Below are 24957 nucleotides of genomic sequence, written 5' to 3'. Positions count from 1 at the left end.
GCCCTAGTACTCCCGGCGCAGCGTCGAGGGATCGCGCACGAACAGCCTGAAGAACCGCGTCAGCCGCTGATTGAGCGTCAGGTCGGTTTCCAGCGTCTGCTTTGGCATCGGCAAGGGCGCATTGGGAAGGGTATCGAAATTGCTCATCATCAAGCCTCGAGCATCCATTGATACAACCAAGTTTCGGTAAGCTTGCGGCCAAAACCGGCCACATGCGCAACAAGTTCAACTGTCGTGGCGCCATTGAGTTCGACGTCGAGAACAAGTCGCCATGTGTCGTCGGAGACTTTTTTCAGCACGCTGCCGGCAACCTCGCCGCCCGTTACTGTAAACAGGGCCTCGATATCCTCTTGGTCTCCGGCCAGCCCGGCCAGCAGCCCGCCGCGGAAATCGACAACGAACTTGCGCAGGTCGGGCGCGTTCTCGACACCGGACACGCCGCCGAGCCCGGTGCGTGTTTCGTAAACATAAGCCAACTCGGCTTCCGGCTCGGGGGAAATATCGCCCCAGCGCATGCGGTAGTGATATTCCCGTTCCTCGCCCGCACTCACCTTCTGCTCGGGCACCCAGAACGCGACTATGTTGTCGTTGACCTCGAGATCGGAAGGGATTTCGACGAGCCGAACATTGCCCGGCCCCCAATCCCCGATGGGCTCGATCATCAGTGACGGGCGCCGCTCGTAACGCGCCTCTGGGTCCTGATAGTCGCCAAAGTCGCGATCACGCTGGATCAGGCCGAACCCGCGCGGATTGCTTTCCGAAAGGTAGGAACTTGCCAGGCGCGGCGGGTTGTTGAGCGCCCGCCAGAGCACATCGCCGCCATCGCGCAGCACCAGCAGTCCATTGCTGTCATGGACCTGCGGCCGGTAATCGTCAAAGTTCGAGCGATTGTTCTCGGCGTAAAGAAACATCGACGTCATCGGCGCAACGCCCACCTGTTCGACTGCGGCGCGGAAGAACAGCCGGGCCGTCACGTCAATGACAGTCTCCTCGCCGGGCCTGATGTCAAACCGGAAGGCACCGGTCACACTCTGGCTGTCGAGAGCCGCGTGCACGATAACGTTGCGTTGCCCCGGCTGCGGCTTTTCGAGATAGAACTGTGAGAAACGCGGAAATTCCTCGCTTGAACCGATACCGGTATTGATGGCCAGCCCCCGGGCGCTCAGCCCGTAGAAATTGCCCCGTCCGAGGGCGCGGAAATAACTGGCGCCCACAAAAGCGATCAGCTCGTCAAAAACATCGAGCCGGTTGAGCGGGTTGTTGAGCCTGAACCCTACAGCGCCGGGCAGTGCTTCACCTTCGGCAAACACATCGGCCAGGTGACCGTAATACTGGAAGTCGTCGGTGGAAAATCCCATCGGCTGGGCCACACCGTCCTGAACCTCGAAGATGTCCACAAGCTCGGAATAAAGCCAGCCGGGATGGAAGGCGTGGACATGGAACTGGGAGTTCTCTTCCCGCCAGCGGGCCTGTTGCGCCCGAAACTGGATATGCCTGTAATCATCGTAATTGAGATCAGCAATGTTGGCGGGCAGTTCGCTGACCGGCGCCGTGTAGGGCTGGGCACTGCGCTCGCGCATCCACTGGGTCAGGAGATCGAAGGAAAATTCCTGACCTGCGGGCGCTTGCCCTTCGGCTTCAGCGACTGCAGGAACCGCGTCAGCTTCCTGCGCCATGAGCCTGCCAATGGCAGTTGTGCTGAGCAGGATGCTGGCGGGAAGCGCACCGAGTAAAAAGCGGCGGCTGGACGAAAAGGATTTGTTCGAGACTGGATACATGAACTCGTGAACTCGGCAAAGACGCTCGGCATTTGCCGCGCGCCCGAAATCTAAAAATACAAGATCGAAAAAGGGCTATACCAGCGCCAAACGCCATACGAGACCTTCGGTTCCCGCATAGTGTGCCTGTCAAAAATGCATGGCTCACACCTTTTTCACGAAACCGTGATAATTGCCCTTATTGGGGCGATTCCATGACTCCAAGGCGCAGACGGGCCGGACGCAATGCCGCACCCCGCCCGCCGGACCCAAATCTTCAGGATTTCTGGCTGTCCGCGCTAGCTGAGGAGACCCAGCACAAGGCCTTGCACAACCATAACCCCGAGCAGATAGCCGCCGTCGATGACGGTGAGCGACCATCGCGAGCCCTGATAGCGATGATTGAGAACCATTGAGGTGAGCATGAAGCCAATCCAGATATGGAGGCCAACAATGATCGCAGACCTCACTGTCACTTCACCCATGATTGCCGGGGTCAGAAGGGCGAGAAAATAGGCCATGACAAGCTGCATCGCCGCCCCCCAGATAAACGGGGTCGCCTGGCCGCCCGAGCCTGACATGATTTCCTGTGTGGTCTTTCCGGTGGCCGCGACCCATTGTTTGGACAGGATCATGTACCAGGCAGCACCAAGCGCCATCGAGGCGATCATGGCCAAAAGAACGGCCAGCCAGTTTACGCTGAGATAATCCATAACGTCTCTCCCCTCTCAGAATGCCGAGCCCTCGATTCGAGCCCCCGGGGGAGTGTGCGCCAAAATGACGCACCCGTAAATCATGGCACGACGCCACCAAGCTTGCAGATCAGCTTCCACTCGGCTTCCGCAACCGGTTGAACCGAGAGACGGGAATTGTTGACAAGCACCATGTTCTCAAGTTCCGGCACCGTCTTGATCTCGTCAAGCGTTACCGGGCGTTCGAACGCTTTGACAGCCTCGATATCCACGCATTCCCAGCGCGGGTCATCGGTAGTGGAATCGGGGTGAATTTCATTGGCCACCCTGACCACGCCGACAACGGCCTTTTGCTTGACCGAGTGATAGAAAAAGCCCAGATCGCCCACTTTCATCTCGCGCATATTGTTGCGCGCCTGATAGTTGCGCACCCCGTTCCACTCTTCGGGACCGCCCTTGTTCATCTGATCGTCCCAGCCCCAGGTCTCGGGCTCAGACTTGAACAGCCAATACGCCATGTCAGATGGTCTCCGGCCGGTTGATGACCCAGTTCCAGGGGCGCACAACGACGCTCTCGAACAAGCCAGCCTCGGCATAGGGGTCCTGGGCCACCAGCGCTTCGGCGGCTGCCTGATCCTGGGCCTTTACGATCATCAGCGATCCTGTCGCCTTGCCATCGGCATCGAGAAACGGCCCGGCGAGCACCATTGCGGCTGCATTATCGTCCCAGAACTGGAGATGGGCCGGACGGGTCCGCAAGCGCGTTTCCAGATGATTTTCCTTGTCGATAGCGGTGACCGCAAACATCGTCGTCATGTCTTATACTTCCCGTTTTAGTGGTCGTCTCATCAGCATGGGAACAATGGCCTCGATCCGGGCCCTGCCCGAAATCAGCAGGTCCACTGCGTCGATCAACGGCGCATCGATGCCTTCGCGGTCGGCGACGGCCTTGGCAACCGGTGTTGTAAACAGCCCTTCGGCCAGCCCCATGCCCGAAGCCTCGATTTCAGCGACCGAGCCCCCCTGGCCCAGCGCCATGCCGAAACGATAATTGCGCGACTGGCTCGAGGTGCAGCTCAGAGCAAGGTCGCCTATGCCGGCAAGTCCGGCCAGCGTCGCTTCGCTGCCGCCCATGGCCCCGATCAGGCGGCTCAGTTCAGCGTAAGCTCTGGCCAGAAAGGCCGAGCGGGCCGACAGCCCGAGCCCGGCGCCCTCAATCGCCCCGGCCCCGAGCGCATAAACATTTTTAAGCGCCCCGCACATTTCTACCCCGACAATATCGCCGCTGGCATAGGGGCGAAAACTGTCCGAAGCCAGCAACGCGCCGATTGCTTCGGCGCGATCGGCATCCGGACCGGCAAGGGTAACAGCTGTCGGCTTCCCCGCAGCAACGTCATGGGCAAAACTCGGCCCGGAGAGAACCAGAGGCTCTGCATCGGGAGCACAGTCCAAAAGGATCTGGCTCTGGCGGACATTGCTCGCCATTTCCAACCCTTTGGCACACAGAATAACCGGTTTGCCAGCAAGCGTTCCAGACCCGATGGCAGCAAGCGTGCCCCGGGTCGCCTGGGCAGGCACAACCATGAGTACTGCATCGGCGTCTTCAAGCCCGGACCACCCGCTCTGGGCCACAAGAGATGGGTCGAGCGCGATATCGCCGAGATAGGCCCTAAGCGTATGCGCTGTGTTGACCTCATCGATGGCGACGCTATTGCGACCGACAAGGACCACATCATTGCCCGCAAGTCGGGCCGCCTGTGCCAAAGCCGTGCCCCAGGCCCCAGCCCCGATAACGAAAATCCTGGCGCTCACAGTACACCTCTTGCCAGCTCATCCAACGGCCAGCGCGGACGCGCGGCAACGTCAAAGCCATCAACAAGGCCCAACGCAAATCGCTCCGCACCAGCCCAACCAATCATCGCGCCGTTGTCAGTGCAAAGCGCAGGTGGCGGAATGACAAGATTGGCGCCGGTCTGCCGGGCGACCTCGCGCAACGCCGAACCGATGGCGGCGTTAGCCGCAACGCCGCCGGCAACCACATAGGTCGGTACAACATCTTCATATTCAGCGGCAAAGCGCGCGAGCGCCTGGGCCGAGCGCACCGCGACAATATCGGTCACTGCAGCCTGAAAGCTGGCGCAAAGATCGGCAATATCGGTTTTGGAAACCGGCGCTACCGATTCCGCCGCCAGCCGCAGGGCCGTCTTGAGACCCGAGAACGAAAAATCCAGCCGCTTTTCGCGGAGCAGCGGACGCGGCAGGGCAAACCGTTTGGGATCGCCGTTCCGGGCAGCCTTTTCGACCTCCGGTCCGCCCGGATACCCCAGGCCCAAAAGTTTGGCAGCCTTGTCGAAGGCTTCACCGAGCGCATCGTCGATGGTCGACCCCCACCGCTCATAGTCGCCAACACCCTTGACCAGAACAATCTGGGAATGCCCGCCTGAAACCAGCAGCATCAGATAGGGAAATTCGACCCTGTCGGTCAGCCGGGCGGTCAGAGCGTGGCCCTCCAGGTGGTTGACGGCGATCAGCGGTTTGCCGGTCGCTGCGGCCAACGCCTTGCCGGTGGTCAAACCCACGAGCACCCCACCGATCAACCCCGGACCGGCCGTCGCTGCGATTGCATCAATATCGGCAAGCCCCATTCCCGCGTCATCAAGTGCACGGGAAATGATCGTATCAAGATGGACAACATGGGCGCGGGCCGCAAGTTCGGGCACAACGCCGCCAAACGCCTTGTGCTCCTCGATCTGGCTGCGCACGATGTTGGAAACGATGTCGCCATGCCCATCGACGTCCCGCCGGACGATGGCCGCTGCAGTCTCGTCGCAACTGGTCTCGATGCCCAAAAGGAAAATATCGCGATCCATTGCGGCGATCTGGTCTCTGGCAAAAGGGTGTGGTCTGATGGCAAAAGCGGATCGCAACCCGCTTTCTCCGCGTTTAAGGAAAACGCGCACATCTGTGACACCTGCGAGGCCATATTGCAATCTTTGACGTCCACCCCCGTTTTCACCATCGGCACACGCGGTTCCCCCCTTGCTGTACGACAGGCCGAGGAGGTCCGCGACCGGCTGGCCGCCATAAACGGGCTGGCCGCTGACGCCATCGCCATCAAGGTCATCAAGACCAGCGGCGACATCATCTTGGACCGCCCATTGTCCGAAGTTGGCGGCAAGGGGCTGTTCACAAAAGAAATCGAGACGGCGCTGGCCAATGGCGAGATCGATATCGCAGTGCATTCGGCAAAGGACGTGGCGACCGAGATCAACCCCATGTTTGCCCTGCCCGCATATCTGCCGCGCGAGGATGTGCGCGATGCCTTCTTGTCGCTGATCGCCAAAAGCCCCGATCATTTGCCCGAAGGCGCCGTGATCGGTTCGTCTTCCCTGCGTCGTCGCGCCCAGATGAAACGGTTTCGTCCGGACTTCCGCACAGTGGAATTTCGCGGAAATGTGCAGACGCGCCTGCAAAAACTTGCCGATGGGGTGGCCGATGCGACGCTGCTGGCCATGGCCGGGCTGAACCGGCTCGACCAGGCCCACCGGGTAACCCATACGCTCGATGTCGCCCATTTCCCGCCCGCGCCGGCCCAGGGCGCAATCGTGATCGAAACCCGCGCCGACGATGGGGCCGCCAACCGGCTCGTCGAAGTGCTTGACGATGCCCAGACCCGCCAGCGCGTCGAGGCGGAGCGGGCTTTCCTCAAAGTGCTCGACGGCTCGTGCCGAACCCCGATCGCCGCTCTGACCACGCTTGACGGCGACAAGCTGACTCTGTTCGGACAGATCCTGTCGCCCGATGGTGCCGAAGTCCATGAGAACGAGATCGCAGGGGATGCGGATCAAGGTGTCGAACTTGGAACACGGCTCGGTGAAAAACTGCTCCTGGCAGCCGGCCCCGATTTCATCGCACGGCTCAAGCATGGCCATTATGGTTGAACGGCGCAGCGTTCTTGTCACCCGGCCACGCGCCGATGCAGAGCGGACCGCCGCCGGCCTGACTGCGCTCGGGCTTGACCCGATTATCGCGCCGATGCTCGAAGAGCGGTTTACCGGGGTCGACCTGCCCGACGCTGCTGACTTCACGGCAATCGCGCTGACTTCGGCCAATGGCGTGCGCGCGCTTGCTGCGCATCCGGACGGCGAGCAATTTGCAGGGCTGCGGGTTTATGCTGTGGGCGACCACACGGCGAACGAGGCCCGCGCCGCCGGATTTGATCATGTATCGGCCGCCGAAGGTACATTGGGCGATCTTTCGGCAAAAATTATCGACGACCGCCCCATGGGCAAGATCTTTTACCCGGCAGCGCACCATCAATCGGGCGATCTGGCCGGGCTTTTGGCGCATGAGGGAATTGATGTCGACATGCGCGTTGTCTATGAAATGCACGCTGCGACAATGCTGCCCGAAGGGCTTGTCCAGCCTCTGGCCAGCGGGCGCATCGATGGCGCCGTGTTTTATTCCCGCCGCACCGCAGAAATCTTTGCAGGCCTTGTCGCCGGGCCGGATTATGCCGATTTGCGAGCGAGGATGTACTGCCTTTGCCTTTCGGAAAACGTTGCCCAACCCCTCATCGAAGCCCATTTCCTCCGCATGGGCCTCGCCGATTATCCATCGCACGAAGCGATGATGACGCTGGCGCTGGCTTTTGCCCGCGATCAAATCAGTTCATGATGGTGCATGACGAGAACAAATACGCCCGACCCAAACGCAAAGAGGCAGGCTGAAATGACCGAAAAGAAATCCGGTCCGGTCAAACCCCCGATCATCGATGCCACGGCGCGTCAGTCTGAAAAGGACAAGCCCGCGCCACAGGACACGACCGCCCAGACGCCAAAGGCCAGCCAGAAACCAGAACCGGCCCCACTCAAATCGGGCTCAGCGTCAAAAAGCGAGGCAAAGCCTACATCAGGGACGAGCGCAAAAACCGAGCGGCCCGACGATACACCCAAACCATCGGCCACCGCACCCAACACGGACACCGGTCCCGCGCCAAAGCCGAAACAACCTGCGACAAAACAGGGCCCACTGCCGTTTGCCCCGCTTGCAGCCACCGCCGGAGCCGGCGCTTTGGTGGGGTTGGCGCTGGCCTATGGACTTGCAGGTTTTGGGCTTTGGCCGCAGCAGGAGGCTCCTGCGCCCGACCTGACCCAATTTGACGCCCGCGCGGCGCGGCTGGAAAGCGCTATTGCCGCGCGCGCGGCCGAAAACGAACAAATGGCCGACACCATCAACGCGCTCGAAGGCCAGATCGCCGGCATCGCCCCCGTCTCGACTGACGGGCTGGCCGCCCAGGACGATATTGACGCGCTGAACACGCAGCTCTCCGAACTGTCGAACCGGATCGAAGCGATTGCTGCAGGGGCCTCTGGCGATGAGGTGGCCGAAGTCGCCGATACACTTTCTGGCCTTTCAAGCCGCATAGATGATGTGGCCAGCCGGATCGAGGCGATTGAGCCCGAGATTGCTCAAGCGCTGCCCACGCTCGAAACGGCACTGAGCCGGCTCGATGACCTTGATGCCCGCATTGCCAACCAGTCCCAGTTCGAGGCTGTCGCGGCTGAGCGCGACCGCGCGACCCAGATTCCCGCAGCGCTCGGAGCGCTTGAAACCGCAATTGCTTCGGGTGAGCCTTTCGCGGCCCAGCTGGCCACAGTTGAAACGCTGCTGCCAGACCTCGAAATCTCACCGCAGGTGCGCGCCGCTGCCAATTCCGGAGCAGCGTCTGCCGGCGGGCTTTTGGTCCAATTGCGCGCAGCGATCCCCGATATTCTGGCGGCCCGGCCCCGCGATGCCCAAGCAGGTTGGGCGGAAACGCTGTTCGATCAGGCAGCCTCGGCTATCGCGCTTCGGGCCACTGACGGCGACACTCCACAGGCCCTTGTCGGACGGACCGAAGCCGCCCTCGACGCCGGTGACCTAGCGGCTGCGAAAACCGCGTTTGGCACCCTTCCAGTCGACATGCGAAACGCAGCACCCGCATTTGCTCAGGCGCTCGATCAATCGATTGCCGTCGAAAGCCTGATTGACGCTGCACGATCGGGCACGGCTCCAGCGGAGGCTGCGCAATGATCCGCCTTGTCGTCTATCTCGTGCTCAGCCTGCTCGTCGCACTGGGCGCCGCCTGGCTGATCGCCCTGCCCGGCACCGTCGAAATCGCTTTTGGATCCTGGCGCATGAGCCCGGGACTAGGGCTGGCCCTGTTCATAGCGATCGGGGTCATCATTGGCGCCATCATCGTTTGGGCCATCGTCCGGCGCCTGATCGGCGCACCTGCAGCGTTGGCGCGCGCCAATGCACGGCGCAAGGAAAAGGCGGGCGTCGAAGCACTGTCCGACGGCATGATTGCGCTTCAGGCTGGCGAATTTTCCCGCGCCCGGATGCTGGCCCGCGACGCGCGCGCCAAGCTGCCCGATAACCCTGCTGCCCAACTGCTTGAGGCACGCGCCGAACTGGCGCTTGGCGATCTTTCTTCGGCCCGCGAGCATTATCGGGCGCTCATTTCCAACGATCGCACAGCGCTCGCGGCGCTTTCGGGACTTTTCGAGCAGGCAAGGACACAGGATCGCGCCAACGCCGCCATCACCTTTGCACGCAAGGCACTGGCCATTTCGCCAAGCCTCGACTGGGCCTCTGAAGCGGTTTTCAACGATCTGGCAACCAAGGGCGCATGGGCTGAAGCACTCGAGATGAGTGCATCGCTCCCCGCACGCACCAAAAGCCAGAAGGCCGCCAAGAAACGCCGTCAGGGCGTGCTCGAAACCGCACTGGCCATGGCGATCGAAGAAACCGAGCCCGACACGAGTTTCGAACACGCCAATCGGGCGCTCAAAGCCATTCCCGATTTCGTGCCGGCCACACTGACCGCCGCACGCATCCTCATCAACCGCGGCGACACACGACGTGCCTCGGCGCTGTTGCGCCGGACCTGGCGCGCAAGTTTTCATCCCGATGCCGCAACGCTCTACGCGCACGTCAAGCCAGGCACCTCGGCAGTAGAGCGCCTCAAGCGCGTTCGCACGCTGGTCGAATCGCCCGAAAGCCATCCAATGGCGGCCATCGTGCTGGCCCGCGCTGCAATCGACGCTTACGAATGGAGCGTTGCGCGCAATAGTTTGGCGCCGTTTTTGGGCAAGACCCCGACCCGGCAGATGTGCCTGCTGATGGCCGAGATCGAGGAGGGCCAATCGGGCGATCAGGGCAAGGCCCGCGAATGGCTCTCGCGTGCCGTCACCGCGCCTGCCGATCCGACCTGGACGGCCGATGGACTGACTTCGGACGAGTGGGCGCCGGCCTCCCCTGTCACCGGCCGGCTCGACGCCTTTGAATGGAAAGTCCCGGTCCAGACCCGAACCCCGGCAAAAACGCTTTCCGCCAGCTCCACTGCCGGATCGGGCACCACACGTTCCGCCATTGAAGACGCATCGACACCGCCCCAAACCCAGCCATAGGCGCGCCGCGGCGCCGGTTTTTTGATTTATTGCCGACCTCAACGCCCTCTAGGCTCTTGCGCGTTTCACGCGCCGAAAGTAAAAGACGCGAATTGGGCCTCCGGGCCAAGCCGCTTTAGCTCAGTTGGTAGAGCATCGCATTCGTAATGCGGAGGTCGCGTGTTCGAGTCACGCAAGCGGCACCATTTTTCCAACTTGCGAAACCGATCAGGCCTGCCAACATTTGCCCGTGGACACACCAACCGCACGGGAGGCTTATCGTGACATTGTTCGATCCCAATGCCCGAGACCGGTCAGGGGCACACCGGCATCTCTACGCACTCTATGAAATCTGGTACACGGCTGTCGATTTTGGAGCAGCGCTGTGTTTTGTCGTCGGCAGCGTTCTGTTTTTCTCTGCGTCGAGCCAGACTGCTGCGACCTGGTTTTTTCTCGTCGGATCGATTCTTTTCGCAGCAAAGCCGACCATCAGGCTTGTCCGCGAACTCCATTATCTCAGACTCGGCAAGATCGAAACACTCGCCCGCCGCCAAGACCCGCTCTAGAAAGAGGACCATTGCAGCCGTCGGGCATTGCAATGTCAGTCAGGTCTGTACTTTTCCGCCCAAGTCAGAACCCGCGCCTATTTACCCAAGAGCGCGGGGTGAAACGCAGCGCCGCTGGACGGTTGCGGCGAGGATTGAACCAAGCTTGCGATCAGGATGCGGATCTCTGACGCCGGCAGGGGCTGGCCAAAGAGGAATCCCTGAACCTGATCGATCTCTGTGTGACGCGCTATTGCATCGAGCTGCTCTTTGGTTTCCACGCCCTCGGCGACAAGCACAAGATCGAGATCCTGGCCCAGCCGCGCCACATTGGCCAGAAGTTTCAACTCGCGTTCGTTGGTGGTGATGCCGGAAACGAAACTGCGATCGACCTTGAGCTTGGTAAACGCCATCTCGTGCAGATAGGACAGCGAAGAATAGCCGGTTCCGAAATCGTCAAGTACAATACCGATACCCTGGGCGGCCAGCGCATCGAGACGGGCAGCGGCCCCCACGCGATCCTCGATCAGCGCGGTTTCGGTTATTTCGATCTCCAGCCGTGCTGGCGCCAAGCCACTGGCACCAAGTGCATGATGAACGTGATTTCCCAATGCCTCTCCACGCAGATCGCGCGCCGAAACATTGACGGCAATCGAGATGGGCTCGGGCCAGTTTGCGCATTCGGCGCAGGCTGTTTGCAGCACCCACCGGGTTATCGATGCGACAAGCCCTGTCTCTTCCGCAAGCGCAATAAATGTCTCGGGCGAAATGGGGCCGAGCTCTGGATGTGTCCAGCGGGCCAGAGCCTCACATCCTGCCACCTGACGCGTGCCAAGGTCGACAAGCGGCTGATAGACCAAGGTCAGCTGGCCCGTTTCGATCGCCAAGGCAAGGTCGGTCTTGAGGCGCTGGCGATAGCGGAATTCGCTGTCCATCTCGGCGACAAAGGCCCTGCGCTGTCCCTTACCCAGCGTTTTGGCCCTATAGAGCGCAAGGTCGGCGCGTATAATCAACTCGTCGAGGACAATCTTGGGCTCGGGGCTGGAGACGAAACCGATCGACGCATGCAGATCGATCCGCTCGCCATTGACTTCAAACGGCCGCCGCAACGCAGCAAGGATAGCATCGGTCTCTGATTCTATCGTTGCGCCCACCGTATTTTGAGCCCGATAGATGACGAACTCATCGCCCCCCAACCGTGCAAGATGGGATTGGCGATGCATTGCGGTCTGGATGCGCGCAGCGGTCTCGGTAAGAACCCTATCGCCTGCCAGATGCCCCAGCGTATCGTTGACGTTCTTGAAATCATCGAGATCGATGATCGCCAGGAAGACGGGTTCGCCGCGCCCCATCCGCTCACGTGACGCCAGATCGGCCTCGACCTGTTCGGTGAAATAGGTCCGATTGGGCAGGCCGGTCAGTCCGTCATAGCGCGCCATGAAATTTATGCGCTCCTGGGCCCTGATCCGGGGCGTCACGTTTTCAAACAGCAGCACCGTGCGGTCACCGCGCGAGGAGATGGTGACCTCACAGTGATAATCGCCCGAGAGTTTCATGACGATCTTGCCACCCGTCTGCTGCCCGATCATGCGATTGAGACGGTCGACCGTGGGACGGGGCAGAGCCCGCTTTGCGATGGCCTCTTCGAGCAGGTCCGAAAATGCGCGGCCAACCCATGCGCCCTCCGCAATGCCAGCAAAGGTCTGCTGCGCGCGATCGTTGACCATGGCAATCACACCGGTCTCGTCAAGCATGCACAAACCGTGCTGCATGGTTTCCAGCGCGGTATCAAGCCGGCTGGCCAGCTGCGCGGCCATAGTGCGTTCGTGGATTCGCGACAGCAAGAGTGCCCGCACGTCGCTGGCAAGAAACCTGAAACTGACGATCATTGGAACGAGCAGGGCGGCGAGCGCCATGTTATAGCCATCGCCCGTCAGGATCAGGCCCAGCGCAAGGGGGATCGAGATGGCCAGCGACTGGGTCAGCACGATCCTGTCGATCCCGAAGCTGCGCGTCACGATACTGATCATGGCCGCAATGGTCACCGAGAGGGCGACCAATTCGGCAAAGGGATCATCAATCAGAACAAATGAAATGAAACACCAGATCCCATAGATCGACGCCGAAACGCTACCAAGGACCAATTGCCGCCGTTCCCAGATCTTGGCGGCGGCGCGATCGTCAGCCGCCGGTGGATCATTCTGGAAAGCAAGAAGATTGGAATAGCGCATTGCCGTGGCAACGATGAACGCGACCGCGACTCCATACAACTCGATTGCCCCGGTCTTTTGTGCCGCCATCATCACGCCGGCAATCGTCGCCGCCAGACCGACAAGCAGTGCTCGTCGATCCTTGTAGAGCGAGGCCACTATCGAGACATAATCGAGGGTGGACAGATTTCGTGTGCCCTTTGGCATCATTTTTTAACCGGCTTTCACGCGGCTTGACTGGAACCACCCTGCCGCCCGGCGGATTGGAACAGGTTGAACACTGTCGTGCCCACCGGCAGATCGCGGGCGCGAAATCGCTATCGGACACTGGACCTTGGCCAGGCAGATCGGGTTTGCCCGCCTGTTCAAGCCTGTCCCGTGTTAAGGCTATGACGCCCGCACAATGTTCCGATACTGCCACGAAGAAGGGAAAATGCGAAATGACGAAAACGGATCAGGATTCCAGGTTCGATCTGGACGCCGGTTTGGCAACGCTTGAGGGCTGGACGCTCAATGACGAGACAGCGTTGGAAAAACACTTCAAGTTCAAGGATTTTTCGCGCGCCTTCGGCTTTATGGCGCAAGTGGCACTTCTGGCGGAAAAGGCCAACCATCATCCTGATTGGTCAAACAGCTACAATCGCGTAACGATTACGCTCAAGACCCATGACGAGGCCAGCGTGACCCAAAAGGACATTGACCTGGCCAAGGCGATCGACGCGCTTTAGCCGGGACCGCTTTCGCGTTAAGATTTGGCGTTCAGAGGCCAGATTGCGGCGTGCTGCGGGCCAAGGCGACGCGCCGTACGCCAAGCCAGCCCAAATATAACGCCAGCGCAACCGAGAGCGTTTCGTGATAGGCCGGCACGTCGGCGGCAAACAATCCAATCACATGGCCCATGGCCAGCCCGGCCGGCACCAATGCGGCGACGAGCGGCGCGCCTGGGGCATTCTTGAAGTGGATGGCAAAGGCAGTCATGCCAGCCACAACAAAGACAAGAGCGAGGAGATAGAACGGGGTGAACACTATATCGGCATGCCGTATCGTGCCGTTGGCCATCGCTCCGAGGACTCCGGAGGTCAAAACGATAATCACCACCATGGCAAACGAGAAGGCGCCGAAAGCCGAAAGCGCAATTCCGACCCGGCCGGGGCGGGCCATGCCCGGTAAATCCTTGAGCGTCCAGATGCTCGCGCCGGCAAGGGTCATCCCGATCGTCGCGATGGTGCCGCCCAACACCGTGATTTGGTCGCCGGTCAGCATTATGGCTTCCCCCAGCGCCCAAAGAGCACTGCCCAGAAGCAGAAGTGCAGCAAGGATCATGAACGATTTCCGGTCTTGCGCTGCTCGCGCATCGACAGCCCGAGTTGGATGAATGTCAACGCCATTACCAGATCGATAAGGGGTTGGACCAGCGCTGGGAACGCGACAAAACTGCTCACCAGGGACATTGCTATGGAAATGCTCATCACAATTCCTATCCAAACCGGGTAGGATGAGGACGCAATCAGCCAGATCGCCAGCGCGATGGCACCAACAAGGGTAACCGCAGCAACGATAATGAAAACCGGCATTTTTGCCACGACACCCACCGCCAGAGTGCCCTGGCTGATCGACCAGACCGCTATGGCCGCAAATCCCAATGCGCCAAGCCCGATCAACACGATGGCAATGCGCGCGGCGACACTCCGGCGCGCCTCCGGCCACAATCCGGCAAAGCCGATCATCACCAGAATCAACGCGCCACCGGCCAGACCTCCGCTCAGATCGGTATGGCCACCAGCCAGAATTTCGAGCACTTCTCCGGCAATGCGGACGCTCCCTCCAGCAATCAATGCCCATGCCGAAATCATCGCGCTGCCCCTCCCCGATACAGGCTGAATTTGACGCCGCGACCCTAGCGCGGCAAGCAGCGTAAAACAACGCGCGCCTGACAACCTGTGGCCGGCAAACGACATTGGAAAAAATCCTTGCCCGGGGCTGCGCAAGGACGCTTGAGCCGGACACTTGCGCCCCTTACGCTTGAACCCGTTCCGGACCGGCTCGTCTTGGTTGGAACCCGATAGTTTTGCCGGTCGCGCAAGGGCGTCGGTTATCTAAGCAGTTCAGACCCGCGAAAGGGTGCCGTTCGATGTTCGATTCTCTGGCAAAGCTGTTTCGCCAACCTGAAAAGGGCACGAGGCAGGCAACCGACCCGCGCCTTGCGGTGGCTGCGCTGCTTGTGCATCTCGCATCGGTCGACGGCACTGCCAGCTCGATTGAGGCCAAGGCCATCGCCAATGCACTCAAAGACCATTACGGGCTCGATGAATCCGAAGTAAAGCGGCTTCTGGCCGAGGCCAAGCGCCGCGACCGCGACGCCGTCGATTTTTATGAGTTCACCTCAAAGCTTTCCCAGCTCGAGGAGAGCGAAAAGATCGAAATCATCAGAATGATGTGGCAGGTGGTCTTTGCCGATGACACAAATCACGAGCTTGAAGACAATATGGTCTGGCGCGTGGCCGAGCTGATCGGGGTGTCCTCACGTCAGCGCACCGTCCTGCGCAATCAGGCAAAGCGGCCCACACCCTTGCCGCCCGACACCGACACCGGATCCTCCGAGGGGGAGTGAGTTTTCGCATTTTGCAATTCTCATGCGTTGCAAAATGCGAATCGGACAACAGTGTTTTTCCGGACAATTCAACATATTGAACTAAATTGAGCTCAACCCACCCCATATTGGGTAACGCTCAATCTGGCACGGTCTGTGCATTGTATTGCGTGTCCGGATCTTTGTGTGTTGCGTACCGGGCAAACTCTTGCAAAGGCCCGAACCTCGCGTAATTGAGGCGGGCCTTTTTTCTTTGCATGGATTGGGGCAAAGCCATCAGTTCGCCACACCCATTTCCATAAGGCTTTTCGCGTTCTATATAGGACCGATCGCATAAAGGGACCGCCAATGCTGTTTGGGCTTTTACAATTTGTCGACGTGGTCTTGAGCCTCGTCATCTTCATCATGATCGCACAGGTGATCGTGAGCTGGCTTTTGGCCTTCAACATCCTCAACATGTCCAACCAGTTGGTCGCGACAATTGCCAACGCGCTTTGGCAGTTGACCAATCCGCTGCTGGCTCCGATCCGGCGGGTGCTGCCCAATTTTGGCGGCCTCGACATTTCCCCGATCGTTCTGTTCCTGTCGATCTACTTCATCCGGCTGGTCATCCTGTACCCGCTGATGCGTCAGGTCGCCATGCAGGGCGTTTGAGCCCCGCCTGTTACACATTGACTGCCGATGGCGCGCGGATAAATCTGCGCGTCACGCCCAACGCCAGAACCAACACGCTTGAGGGCCCTCGTTCCAGGGCCGATGGAACCTGCGTTTTGGCTGTTCGCGTTTGCGCCCAGCCCGACAAGGGCGCTGCCAACACGGCCGTAATCGCCCTGCTGGCCAAGGCGCTATCTCTCCCCAAATCTGCCATAACGATTTCAAGCGGCCAGACCGGCCGATCAAAGGTGATCCTTGCAAAAGGAAGCCCCGAAGATCTTGGTGCCGCACTCGACAGCCTGACAGACCGATAGGTCAATACTGATGTCTGGCGAACCCGATGATGTTTCAAGCCGATAGCTGCAAATAAGCCAGCAGTACTGACCAAAATAAAGCGCAAGAATAGAGGATTGCCACTGCGGTAAACTTGGGCCATCCTTCATTCTGGCCGCAGTAAATGCTGGTCTTTGCCGACGCCAAGGGAGAGGGACTTTTTGGCGCCGGTGCTAGAAGGGAAGCAGACCGGACCGCCCCGGGTGTTCAGCCATCGCGCCGAGCCTTTCGGAAAGCCGATCCGGCCGTAATGTGAGGGGAATACCACTATGACTTTGGCCTTATGGCTGATCGTTGCCTGCGGCGTCCTTTCGGTCGTCTATGGCATCGTGACAACGCGTTCGCTTCTGGCTGCCGACGCCGGCAGCGCGCGCATGCAGGAAATTTCGAACGCGGTTCGCGAAGGCGCCACCGCCTATCTCAAACGCCAGTACACCACCATTGCCATTGTCGGCGCCGTCATTCTTGTCGTTGCCTGGCTTTTGCTCGGCGTATACGCGGCAATCGGCTTTCTGATCGGGGCCGTACTCTCGGGCGCAGCAGGGTTCATCGGCATGCATGTCTCGGTACGCGCCAACGTGCGGGTCGCCCAGGCGGCAACGACTTCGCTGGCGGGCGGACTGGACCTGGCGTTCAAGTCTGGCGCCGTCACTGGCTTGCTGGTCGCCGGCCTCGGCCTGTTGGGCGTTACAGTCTATTTTCTGGTTCTGATGACCATCGGGTTCGAAGCGACCGACCGCACAGTGATCGACGCCCTCGTCGCGCTGGGCTTTGGCGCATCTCTGATTTCCATTTTCGCCCGACTCGGGGGCGGCATCTTCACCAAGGGCGCCGACGTTGGCGGCGACATGGTGGGCAAGGTTGAAGCGGGCATTCCCGAGGACGACCCCCGCAATCCGGCAACCATTGCCGACAATGTCGGTGACAATGTCGGCGACTGTGCGGGGATGGCCGCCGATCTTTTCGAAACCTACGTGGTGACGATTGTTGCAACCATGGTGCTCGCAGCGATCATCTTGCCGGTTGATCTCAAACTGATCGGCATGGTGCTGCCGCTGGCCATTGGCGGGGTCTGCGTCCTGACATCGATCGCCGGCACGTATTTCGTCAAACTGGGCGCGTCGGGTAACATAATGGGGGCACTCTACAAGGGCGTCTTGGCCACCGGAGTCCTTTCGCTGGTCGCGCTCGTGCCGGTCATGTGGCTGATCTTTGGCGACATGAACCGATCGATTGCCGTTGGCGATATCAGCTTTACGCCCTGGGCGCTCTATGGGTGCGGGGTTGCCGGGCTGGTGATCACCGGGCTGATCATCTGGATTACCGAATATTACACCGGCACCAACCGGCGTCCGGTCAACTCGATTGCCGAAGCTTCGATCACCGGGCACGGCACCAATGTCATTCAGGGCCTTGCCGTTTCGCTTGAATCTACGGCCCTTCCCGCTCTGGTCATCATCGCGGGCATCATTGTTACCTATTCGCTGGCAGGCCTGTTCGGCATCGGGGTGGCGGTTGTGACCATGCTGGCACTGGCCGGCATGATCGTCGCGCTCGACGCCTTTGGTCCGGTGACCGACAATGCCGGCGGCATCGCCGAAATGGCAGGGCTGCCCGACGAGGTGCGCAAGAATACCGATGCACTCGACGCCGTCGGCAATACAACAAAAGCTGTAACCAAAGGCTATGCGATTGGTTCGGCCGGTCTTGGCGCGCTGGTGCTGTTTTCCGCCTATACCCAGGATCTCGCCTATTTCATCGGTGAAGCGGTGGAAGGCGATTTCTACTTCGGCGTTGGACCGATCAGCTTCTCGCTGGCCGACCCCTATGTGGTCGTCGGGCTGCTGTTCGGTGGATTGTTGCCCTTCCTGTTCAGCGGCATGTCGATGACTGCTGTCGGCCGCGCCGCCCAATCGGTTGTGGTTGAAGTTCGGCGCCAGTTTGCCGAACGCCCCGGCATCATGGCGGGGACCGAAAAGCCAGATTATGGCCGGGCTGTCGATATGCTGACCAAGGCGGCAATCAAGGAAATGATAGTGCCTTCGCTGCTGCCCGTACTCTCGCCGCTTGTCGTGTTTGGAGTCATACTGCTCATCGCCGGAAAGGCGGCGGCGTTTGCGGCGCTGGGCGCCATGCTGCTTGGCGTTATCGTGACTGGCCTGTTCGTCGCCATCTCGATGACGGCGGGCGGCGGCGCCTGGGACAACGCCAAAAAGAGCTTTGAAGACGGGTTCACCGATTCGACTGGCCAGACCCACTACAAGGGGTCGGAGGCCCACAAAGCCTCGGTCACCGGCGATACAGTCGGCGACCCTTACAAGGACACTGCCGGTCCCGCGGTCAATCCGATGATCAAGATAACAAACATCATCGCCTTGCTGCTGCTGGCCGTGCTCCACTAGCAGGACAAGGACAATCCTGGAAAACCGAGGACGCTCAATACGATACGCGTCAAAACTACGCAGGGCCGGGCAATTTGCCCGGCCCTGCGCCTTCATAGCCGGCAATACGCACTGCAAAAGGGCAGCCATGCTGACAAATACCTTGGTCTTATGTCCTTGAATCCTAAAGCTGATATTGGCTTTCCGACCGCAAGGGCATAAGCTCTCCGCTATACCGGAAGACGTTGAGGGACGCCGGCAGATGATCGACACGACTGAAAACCTGCGCCCCTGGCGCGACCGCCTGATCGCGCTGAAGGCCGAAACGCCTCAATTGGCGCGTTTCGTGGCCAATGCGCTCCATTCGGCCGACGAACAGGACCTACTGCTTTACCCTGCGGAAACGCTCGAGGCGCTGCTGGCGACGACCTATTCCCACATAGGTCAGCGCACCCCCGGCAAGGCCGATATCCGCATCTGGACCCCTGAGAGCGAAGACATCTCGGGGATTACCATCATCGATATTTATTCGGCCGATACCCCGTTCATCGTCGATTCGGCGCTTGCAGCGATTCGCGCCGCTGGTGGCACGATCCGGTTCATGACCCATCCCGTAGTTGCTGTGGACGATAGCACCGCCCCCTGGCAGGTGATTGAAGATTTGCAGGGCGCGCGCAAAGAAAGCGTGCTCCATGTCCATATCGATACCCCAGCCGATTCCAATGCACTCTCGGTCATTTCCGAAGAGCTGACCCAGACCATGGCGCAAGTGCGCGCCGCAGTTGTCGACTGGCGCGAGATGCTCGAGCGCCTACGCACTGCAGTCGTCGCCTATCGCTCACACCCGCCCGCCATGCGCGAACAGGCGCTGACCGAAGCCATCCATTTTCTTGCCTGGCTGGCCGATCACAATTTTACATTCCTTGGCATGCGCGAATATCGCCTGACCGGCGAGGGCGAGGCTCAAACGCTTGTCCCCATCGAAGGATCGGGGCTGGGGATTTTGCGCGATCCCGACTATCTTTATCTGCGTCAATCCACACGCTATGTGCATATGAACGACCAGCATCTGGCGTTCTTGGACACCGACGAGCCGCTCATGGTCACAAAGGCCAACCGGCGTTCGCTCGTCCACCGCCGTGTCCACATGGATTACGTGGGCATCAAGACTTTTGACGCCACTGGCACAATCACCGGCGAATTGCGCATCGTGGGCCTGTTCACCTCAGCCTCACTGGCCACACCAGTCAGCGAAGTGCCGCTGATCCGGCGCAAGATTGCCCAGGTGATGACCCAGTCGGGCTTCGATCCCCGCTCCCACGCCGGCAAGGCATTGATGAACACGCTGGATAACTATCCGCGTGACGAACTTTTCCAGATTTCCCAGGACGAGCTTTTCGAATTCTCCAATGTGATCGCCACATTGCCCGATCGCCCGCGCGTGCGCGTTCTGCCGCGCATCGACAGGTTCGACAACTTCGTTTCGGCCCTTGTTTATCTGCCGCGCGACCGCTTTGATTCCAACGTTCGCGCCCGGATCGGCGAACATCTTGCCAGCCGCTATGACGGGCGGGTTTCCGCCTTTGCCCCCGATTTCCCCGAAGGCGATCTCGCGCGGGTCCATTTTATCATCGGACGCAATGGCGGCCCCACCCCGCGCCCGGACCGCGAAGCGCTTGAAACTGAAATTTCCGAACTGACACGCACCTTTGCCGATCGCCTGCTTTCGGCGGCGCCCCATGCCGGCGATATCGCCGACTACGCAAGCGCGTTTTCCGCCGATTACCAAGTGGCCCACTCCCATGCCGATGCCCTTGATGACATCGCCGTGTTCAAGGCACTTGGGCCGGACAACCCACTGGCCGTGCGGTTGAGCCGGGGAACTGAAGGGCCATCGAGCCTGACGCTCAATGTCTATCACCGCGCCGATCCTATCCCGCTCTCGGCCCGCGTGCCGATGCTGGAAAATTTCGGCTTCTCGGTCATCGACGAACGCACCTACACAATTCGCCCGCTTGGGCCGCAACCGCGTTTTCTTCACGCCATGTCGATCCGCACCAGCGATGGCAGCGAGATCGATCTGGGCCAGAGCGCGCGACGCATCGAAGCCGGCATACTGGCTGTATCCAGTGGTCTTGTCGAAAATGACGGCTACAACCGCCTGACCCTGACTGCAGGGCTTGGGCATGCCGATGTGGCTATCCTGCGCGCTTTGGGGCGTTATCTCAAACAAGTCGGCATCGCCTGGTCACAGACCTATATCTGGACGGCGCTTTCGGCCCATCCGGCCACTGCCCGCGCGCTCGTCGAGCTGTTCCACACATTGCACGACCCCCATCTCGACGCCGACCGCAACGCTGCAGCCGATGCGCTTCGGGCCGAGATCGGCGCAGGGCTGGAAACCATAAGCTCGATCGACGAAGACCGCATCATCCGGCGGCTGCTCAACCTGATCGATGCCAGCGTGCGCACCAATCTCTACCAGCGCATCGACGGCAAGCCGCGTCCGGCGCTGGCCCTAAAATTCGACGCCACACAACTCGAAGGCATTCCCCAGCCCAGGCCGTGGCGCGAGATTTTCGTGTACTCGCCACGTGTCGAAGGCATTCACATGCGCGGCGGACCGATTGCCCGTGGCGGGCTGCGCTGGTCGGATCGTTCCGAAGATTTCCGCACCGAAATCCTCGGGCTGGTCAAGGCGCAGATGGTCAAGAACGCCGTGATCGTGCCGGTGGGCGCCAAGGGTGGATTCGTGCCCCGGCTGATGCCGGCCAACCCCGACCGCGATACATTCCTGGCCGAAGGTACCGCCTGCTACAAGATCTTCATTTCCAGCCTGCTCGATGTGACCGACAATCTTGTCGGCGACACGGTGCTGCCGCCCGAAGAGGTGTTCAGGCGCGAAGATGACGATCCCTATCTCGTTGTTGCTGCCGACAAGGGCACTGCGAGTTTTTCCGACACAGCAAACGCGATTTCCCAAGATCGGGATTTCTGGCTCAGTGACGCTTTCGCCTCGGGTGGATCGGCCGGCTACGACCACAAGAAGATGGGCATCACCGCCCGCGGTGGCTGGGAAGCGGTCAAGCGCCATTTCCGTGAAGTCGACATCGACATCCAGACGCAGAGCTTTACAGTGGCCGGCGTCGGCGACATGAGCGGCGACGTCTTTGGCAATGGCATGCTGCTCTCGCCAAAAATCCGGCTGGTCGCTGCCTTCGATCACCGCGATATCTTTATCGATCCCGACCCCGACATCGATGCGAGCTTTGCCGAACGCGCCAGACTGTTTCAGCTGCCGCGCTCGAGCTGGCAGGACTATGACTCAGCGTTGATATCGAACGGTGGCGGCGTATTCTCGCGCCAGGCAAAGTCGATCCCGCTTTCGCCCCAGATGCAGACTGTTCTGGGCCTGACCGGCGTGAGCGCATCGCCCAACGAAATCATGTCGGCGATCTTGCGCGCCGATGTCGATCTGCTGTGGTTTGGCGGCATTGGCACCTATATTCGCGCCAGCGACGAAACCGACGCCTCGGTGGGCGACAAGGCCAATGACGCAATCCGTGTGCCCGGCCATGCGGTGCGAGCCAAGGTGATCGGCGAAGGCGCCAATCTGGGCCTCACCCAGCGCGGACGCATCGAATATGCGCTGAATGGCGGGCGCATCAACACCGACGCAATCGACAATTCGGCCGGCGTCAATTCCTCCGACCTTGAGGTCAATATAAAAATCGCGCTGTCCGATATGGTGCGGTCGGGCGAACTCGCGATGGAGGCGCGCAACATTTTCCTTACGGAAATGACCGACGAAGTCGCCGAACTGTGCCTGCGCAACAACTACCTGCAGACACTGGCGCTTTCGCTTGCCCAGCGGCGCGGCATGGCCGACTTCCCCGATCTCGTCGACTTCATCGATGAGCTTGAGGCCGCCGGAGAACTCAACAGAAGTGTCGAAAACCTGCCCGACGACACTGCATTGGCCGAACGGGCCGCCAGCGGTGTGGCGCTTACGCGCCCCGAACTTGCCGTGCTGCTCGCTTACGCCAAGCTTTCGCTTTATGCGGAACTGCTCGATTCTCCGGTGCCCGACGACCCCTATCTGGCCCGTGAGTTGTTTCGGTATTTCCCCGAAACGCTCAAGGCGCGCTACCCCCAGACCATCGAAAACCACCGCCTGCGGCGCGAAGTCATCGCCACGGTTCTCTCAAACGCCATGATCAACCGCGGCGGTCCGGCATTTGTCACACGATTGACCGCCATCACAGCGGCCGAGCCGGGCGCTGTCGCTTTCGCCTACGCCGCAGCGCGCGACAGTTTCGATCTGGCTGCACTCAATGCGGCAATCGACGATCTGGACACAAAAGTCGCTGGCGATACCCAGTTGGCGCTCTACGCCGAGGTCCAGGCGCTCCAGATTTCCCAGGCCCTGTGGTTCTTGCGCAATGAGGACTTTTCCGACGGGCTTTCGGATATGGTGGCGCGTTATCGGGACGGCATTGCCGAAATCCGGGCTTCGCTGTCCGATCTCGTATCGCCGTTCCTTGCCGAGGCCATCGCCACTCAGGAAAAGAGTTTCGAAGCGGGGGGCGCCTCGCCCGACCTGGCCCGACGGATTGCTGCACTCTCGGTGCTTTCGCTGGCCCCAGATGCCGTGCTTGTCGCCACGAAATCGAAGGTGGCGGTGCCCGACGCAGCAAAGGCCATGTTTGCGGTAATCGAAATGTTCAAACTCGGGCGCCTCACGGAACAGGGCGCCGCCATTGATGCTGCGGACAGGTTCGACCGGATGGCGCTCGATCGGGCACTCGCAAACCTGATGCGCGCTTTGCGGGATCTGGCGAGCGATATTCTCGACCAGGGCCCCGGCCCGGTTTCCGAAAGGATTGCCGGCTGGCGGGCGGCCCGCGAAGGCGCCATAAACCGCATGAGCGAAACTGTTTCCGATCTTATCGAAGGCGAGCTGACGATCTCGCGCCTTTCGGTGGCGGCCGGTCTGCTCAGCGACCTGGCCCGGAGTTGATCCGGGCCACAGCGCCACATCCCCACTAATGCTCGAAAGCGTTCCACACGCCGACGGTTTCCCGCTCCATGGTCTGGCAGTCCCAACCCCGCACCAACCGCCGAGCGGCATCGCGAGCCATCTGGTTGGCATTGGCATTGGCGCGCGCGTCGATCTGAGCGACCCAGCAGGTGTTGCCCTCCTCAATCTTTGTCACAACGAGCACCTGACCTTGCGGGTCTCCCGGCTCGATGGGTTCGAGATAATAGCGCACAATGGTGGCGACGGGACGCTCACCCCACTCCGATGACGCTTCAAGCAACCACTCGATCTTGTCCCCGATCTGGTTGAACTGCGGAAATGTCTGGCCTGCCGCCATCTCATCGGGCGCCCCGAAGCCGTAGGACACGAACATCCTCAGATCACCATCGGCGATCATCAGCGGAAAGCCATTATAGCCGGGGCAGGCAAGTTCGGCGCCCAGTTCGTAGGATGAAACGACAGTGCAGCGCTCAAAATCGATGTCAGTGTAGCCCGATCGCCACGTTTGTGCCTGCACGGCATTGGTGGCAGCCAAAAAGGTGAGTGTGGCGGCTGCGAAACTGGAAAGCCTTGTCATCATAGCGTCCTCCTGCGTCCTTCAGAGGGGGTCGATGTCCAATATGACTTGCATTCATACGTGCCGATAGGCGAAAACCCCCGCGACACCCTCCTCCCTACGCGTCCAGGATTGAACCGCACATGAATATCGATGCCATTGCCGTCGGCAAGAACCCGCCCGAAGACCTCAACGTCATCATCGAAGTGCCCTTGGGCGGCGAGCCGATCAAGTACGAGATCGACAAGGAATCCGGCGCGCTGTTCGTCGACCGGTTCCTCTACACCCCCATGCGCTACCCGGGCAATTACGGCTTTGTGCCTCACACGCTTTGCGGCGATGGCGACCCGCTCGACGTCATCGTGCTCAACTCGCGTCCGCTGGTGCCGGGCGCCGTCGTCCGTTCGCGTCCGGTCGGCGTCTTGTTCATGGAAGACGATGGCGGCCAGGACGAAAAGATCCTCGCGGTGCCCGTTTCCAAACTGACCCGCATGTATGACAGCATCCACGATGTGACCGATCTGCCCGAAATCCAGGTCGAGCGCGTCAAGCATTTCTTCATGCACTATAAGGATCTCGAGCCCGGCAAATGGGCAAAGATCGACAGGATCGGCGGCGTCGACGATGCACGCAAGGTGATCCTCGATTCCATAGCGATGGCCAAAAAAGGCTAATCTCCGCTCCCCACTTCACGCCGGCCATCTCCGAAAGCAATCCCGCGCCTGCAACCCTTGACCCAACAGGGGCTGCGGGCGTAAAACATCA

The 24957-nt window shown here is 60.4% G+C and carries 23 protein-coding genes and 1 tRNA gene; 13 read left to right on the top strand and 11 right to left on the bottom strand.

Features of this window, described 5'->3' with window-relative positions:
• Positions 1-3 precede the first annotated feature (3 nt).
• The 7 genes from ACN0TA_RS01845 to tsaD all read right to left on the bottom strand — a co-directional run bounded on the left by ACN0TA_RS01845 (position 4) and on the right by tsaD (position 5319).
• Positions 4-150, bottom strand: coding sequence for a hypothetical protein (locus ACN0TA_RS01845; RefSeq protein WP_417579228.1), 147 nt, complete (start codon positions 148-150; stop codon positions 4-6).
• Positions 150-1676 carry a glucan biosynthesis protein gene (locus tag ACN0TA_RS01840; protein ID WP_417579226.1) on the bottom strand — a complete coding sequence of 509 codons (1527 nt, stop codon included), beginning with the start codon at positions 1674-1676 and terminating at the stop codon, positions 150-152. The genes ACN0TA_RS01845 and ACN0TA_RS01840 overlap by 1 nt, the downstream gene beginning before the upstream one ends.
• 380 nt (positions 1677-2056) lie before the next feature.
• Positions 2057-2470, bottom strand: coding sequence for a DUF1761 domain-containing protein (locus tag ACN0TA_RS01835; protein ID WP_417579224.1), 414 nt, complete (start codon positions 2468-2470; stop codon positions 2057-2059).
• An 80-nt stretch (positions 2471-2550) separates the two neighbouring features.
• Positions 2551-2967: an EVE domain-containing protein gene (locus ACN0TA_RS01830; RefSeq protein WP_417579222.1), complete on the bottom strand. Its 417-nt coding sequence runs from the start codon at positions 2965-2967 to the stop codon at positions 2551-2553.
• A gap of 1 nt (position 2968) precedes the next feature.
• Positions 2969-3265 (bottom strand): YciI family protein, encoded by a 297-nt coding sequence (locus tag ACN0TA_RS01825; protein ID WP_417579220.1) that lies wholly within the window; start codon positions 3263-3265, stop codon positions 2969-2971.
• A 3-nt stretch (positions 3266-3268) separates the two neighbouring features.
• On the bottom strand, positions 3269-4261 hold the full coding sequence (locus tag ACN0TA_RS01820; protein ID WP_417579218.1) for an NAD(P)H-dependent glycerol-3-phosphate dehydrogenase: 993 nt from the start codon (positions 4259-4261) through the stop codon (positions 3269-3271).
• Entirely contained in the window at positions 4258-5319 is a 1062-nt protein-coding gene (gene tsaD / locus ACN0TA_RS01815; protein WP_417579216.1) for a tRNA (adenosine(37)-N6)-threonylcarbamoyltransferase complex transferase subunit TsaD, read from the bottom strand. The genes ACN0TA_RS01820 and tsaD overlap by 4 nt, the downstream gene beginning before the upstream one ends.
• 123 nt (positions 5320-5442) lie before the next feature.
• Here tsaD and hemC point away from each other — a divergent pair, with 123 nt between their 5' ends.
• From hemC to ACN0TA_RS01785, 6 genes are all read left to right on the top strand, one after another.
• Complete coding sequence (gene hemC, locus ACN0TA_RS01810; RefSeq protein ID WP_417579214.1) at positions 5443-6390, top strand: hydroxymethylbilane synthase; 948 nt, start codon at positions 5443-5445, stop codon at positions 6388-6390.
• Positions 6374-7126, top strand: a complete 753-nt coding sequence (locus tag ACN0TA_RS01805; protein ID WP_417579212.1) for a uroporphyrinogen-III synthase — start codon at positions 6374-6376, stop codon at positions 7124-7126. Before hemC ends, ACN0TA_RS01805 begins: the two co-directional genes overlap by 17 nt.
• Positions 7127-7180: 54 nt before the next feature.
• Positions 7181-8524, top strand: a complete 1344-nt coding sequence (locus tag ACN0TA_RS01800) for a hypothetical protein (protein WP_417579210.1) — start codon at positions 7181-7183, stop codon at positions 8522-8524.
• A complete protein-coding gene (locus tag ACN0TA_RS01795) occupies positions 8521-9903 on the top strand; it encodes a heme biosynthesis protein HemY (protein ID WP_417579208.1) in 1383 nt (460 codons plus the stop codon). Before ACN0TA_RS01800 ends, ACN0TA_RS01795 begins: the two co-directional genes overlap by 4 nt.
• Before the next feature lie 109 nt (positions 9904-10012).
• Positions 10013-10088 (top strand) — tRNA-Thr (locus ACN0TA_RS01790).
• A gap of 75 nt (positions 10089-10163) precedes the next feature.
• Positions 10164-10448: a YrhK family protein gene (locus ACN0TA_RS01785; RefSeq protein ID WP_417579206.1), complete on the top strand. Its 285-nt coding sequence runs from the start codon at positions 10164-10166 to the stop codon at positions 10446-10448.
• A 77-nt stretch (positions 10449-10525) separates the two neighbouring features.
• Here the strand turns inward: ACN0TA_RS01785 and ACN0TA_RS01780 are convergent, their stop codons facing one another.
• Positions 10526-12847, bottom strand: coding sequence for a putative bifunctional diguanylate cyclase/phosphodiesterase (locus ACN0TA_RS01780; RefSeq protein WP_417579202.1), 2322 nt, complete (start codon positions 12845-12847; stop codon positions 10526-10528).
• A 230-nt stretch (positions 12848-13077) separates the two neighbouring features.
• On the opposite strand from ACN0TA_RS01780, the gene ACN0TA_RS01775 reads away from it, so the two are divergent.
• Complete coding sequence (locus tag ACN0TA_RS01775; RefSeq protein ID WP_417579200.1) at positions 13078-13365, top strand: 4a-hydroxytetrahydrobiopterin dehydratase; 288 nt, start codon at positions 13078-13080, stop codon at positions 13363-13365.
• A gap of 31 nt (positions 13366-13396) precedes the next feature.
• Here the strand turns inward: ACN0TA_RS01775 and ACN0TA_RS01770 are convergent, their stop codons facing one another.
• Together ACN0TA_RS01770 and ACN0TA_RS01765 are read right to left on the bottom strand one after the other, a co-directional pair.
• Positions 13397-13960, bottom strand: coding sequence for a hypothetical protein (locus tag ACN0TA_RS01770; RefSeq protein ID WP_417579198.1), 564 nt, complete (start codon positions 13958-13960; stop codon positions 13397-13399).
• Positions 13957-14595 carry a hypothetical protein gene (locus tag ACN0TA_RS01765; protein ID WP_417579196.1) on the bottom strand — a complete coding sequence of 213 codons (639 nt, stop codon included), beginning with the start codon at positions 14593-14595 and terminating at the stop codon, positions 13957-13959. Before ACN0TA_RS01765 ends, ACN0TA_RS01770 begins: the two co-directional genes overlap by 4 nt.
• Before the next feature lie 173 nt (positions 14596-14768).
• On the opposite strand from ACN0TA_RS01765, the gene ACN0TA_RS01760 reads away from it, so the two are divergent.
• From ACN0TA_RS01760 to ACN0TA_RS01740, 5 genes are all read left to right on the top strand, one after another.
• Entirely contained in the window at positions 14769-15248 is a 480-nt protein-coding gene (locus ACN0TA_RS01760; RefSeq protein ID WP_417579194.1) for a TerB family tellurite resistance protein, read from the top strand.
• A gap of 327 nt (positions 15249-15575) precedes the next feature.
• Positions 15576-15881 carry a YggT family protein gene (locus ACN0TA_RS01755; RefSeq protein WP_417579192.1) on the top strand — a complete coding sequence of 102 codons (306 nt, stop codon included), beginning with the start codon at positions 15576-15578 and terminating at the stop codon, positions 15879-15881.
• A complete protein-coding gene (locus ACN0TA_RS01750) occupies positions 15878-16195 on the top strand; it encodes a DUF167 family protein (RefSeq protein ID WP_417579190.1) in 318 nt (105 codons plus the stop codon). Before ACN0TA_RS01755 ends, ACN0TA_RS01750 begins: the two co-directional genes overlap by 4 nt.
• A 288-nt stretch (positions 16196-16483) precedes the next feature.
• On the top strand, positions 16484-18616 hold the full coding sequence (locus ACN0TA_RS01745; RefSeq protein ID WP_417579188.1) for a sodium-translocating pyrophosphatase: 2133 nt from the start codon (positions 16484-16486) through the stop codon (positions 18614-18616).
• A gap of 241 nt (positions 18617-18857) precedes the next feature.
• A complete protein-coding gene (locus ACN0TA_RS01740) occupies positions 18858-23615 on the top strand; it encodes an NAD-glutamate dehydrogenase (RefSeq protein WP_417579186.1) in 4758 nt (1585 codons plus the stop codon).
• Positions 23616-23640: 25 nt separating this feature from the next.
• On the opposite strand, the gene ACN0TA_RS01735 is transcribed toward ACN0TA_RS01740, so the two are convergent.
• Positions 23641-24216 carry a hypothetical protein gene (locus ACN0TA_RS01735; protein ID WP_417579184.1) on the bottom strand — a complete coding sequence of 192 codons (576 nt, stop codon included), beginning with the start codon at positions 24214-24216 and terminating at the stop codon, positions 23641-23643.
• Positions 24217-24335: 119 nt separating this feature from the next.
• Here ACN0TA_RS01735 and ppa point away from each other — a divergent pair, with 119 nt between their 5' ends.
• On the top strand, positions 24336-24866 hold the full coding sequence (gene ppa / locus ACN0TA_RS01730) for an inorganic diphosphatase (protein WP_417579182.1): 531 nt from the start codon (positions 24336-24338) through the stop codon (positions 24864-24866).
• Positions 24867-24957 lie beyond the last annotated feature (91 nt).

The sequence above is a fragment of the Pelagibacterium sp. genome (assembly GCF_048264985.1).
GTDB lineage: Bacteria > Pseudomonadota > Alphaproteobacteria > Rhizobiales > Devosiaceae > Pelagibacterium.
This window is presented reverse-complemented; position numbering and strand designations above follow the sequence as displayed.

What these genes read in the sequence shown, in the direction of transcription:
- ACN0TA_RS01845 (WP_417579228.1), bottom strand. Translation starts at nt 150, where the DNA reads ATGATGAGCAATTTCGATACCCTTCCCAATGCGCCCTTGCCGATGCCA.
- ACN0TA_RS01840 (WP_417579226.1), bottom strand. Translation starts at nt 1,676, where the DNA reads ATGGCGCAGGAAGCTGACGCGGTTCCTGCAGTCGCTGAAGCCGAAGGG.
- ACN0TA_RS01835 (WP_417579224.1), bottom strand. Translation starts at nt 2,470, where the DNA reads ATGGATTATCTCAGCGTAAACTGGCTGGCCGTTCTTTTGGCCATGATC.
- ACN0TA_RS01830 (WP_417579222.1), bottom strand. Translation starts at nt 2,967, where the DNA reads ATGGCGTATTGGCTGTTCAAGTCTGAGCCCGAGACCTGGGGCTGGGAC.
- ACN0TA_RS01825 (WP_417579220.1), bottom strand. Translation starts at nt 3,265, where the DNA reads ATGACGACGATGTTTGCGGTCACCGCTATCGACAAGGAAAATCATCTG.
- tsaD (WP_417579216.1), bottom strand. Translation starts at nt 5,319, where the DNA reads ATGGATCGCGATATTTTCCTTTTGGGCATCGAGACCAGTTGCGACGAG.
- ACN0TA_RS01805 (WP_417579212.1), top strand. Translation starts at nt 6,374, where the DNA reads ATGGCCATTATGGTTGAACGGCGCAGCGTTCTTGTCACCCGGCCACGC.
- ACN0TA_RS01800 (WP_417579210.1), top strand. Translation starts at nt 7,181, where the DNA reads ATGACCGAAAAGAAATCCGGTCCGGTCAAACCCCCGATCATCGATGCC.
- ACN0TA_RS01795 (WP_417579208.1), top strand. Translation starts at nt 8,521, where the DNA reads ATGATCCGCCTTGTCGTCTATCTCGTGCTCAGCCTGCTCGTCGCACTG.
- ACN0TA_RS01780 (WP_417579202.1), bottom strand. Translation starts at nt 12,847, where the DNA reads ATGATGCCAAAGGGCACACGAAATCTGTCCACCCTCGATTATGTCTCG.
- ACN0TA_RS01775 (WP_417579200.1), top strand. Translation starts at nt 13,078, where the DNA reads ATGACGAAAACGGATCAGGATTCCAGGTTCGATCTGGACGCCGGTTTG.
- ACN0TA_RS01770 (WP_417579198.1), bottom strand. Translation starts at nt 13,960, where the DNA reads ATGATCCTTGCTGCACTTCTGCTTCTGGGCAGTGCTCTTTGGGCGCTG.
- ACN0TA_RS01765 (WP_417579196.1), bottom strand. Translation starts at nt 14,595, where the DNA reads ATGTCGTTTGCCGGCCACAGGTTGTCAGGCGCGCGTTGTTTTACGCTG.
- ACN0TA_RS01760 (WP_417579194.1), top strand. Translation starts at nt 14,769, where the DNA reads ATGTTCGATTCTCTGGCAAAGCTGTTTCGCCAACCTGAAAAGGGCACG.
- ACN0TA_RS01755 (WP_417579192.1), top strand. Translation starts at nt 15,576, where the DNA reads ATGCTGTTTGGGCTTTTACAATTTGTCGACGTGGTCTTGAGCCTCGTC.
- ACN0TA_RS01745 (WP_417579188.1), top strand. Translation starts at nt 16,484, where the DNA reads ATGACTTTGGCCTTATGGCTGATCGTTGCCTGCGGCGTCCTTTCGGTC.
- ACN0TA_RS01740 (WP_417579186.1), top strand. Translation starts at nt 18,858, where the DNA reads ATGATCGACACGACTGAAAACCTGCGCCCCTGGCGCGACCGCCTGATC.
- ACN0TA_RS01735 (WP_417579184.1), bottom strand. Translation starts at nt 24,216, where the DNA reads ATGATGACAAGGCTTTCCAGTTTCGCAGCCGCCACACTCACCTTTTTG.
- ppa (WP_417579182.1), top strand. Translation starts at nt 24,336, where the DNA reads ATGAATATCGATGCCATTGCCGTCGGCAAGAACCCGCCCGAAGACCTC.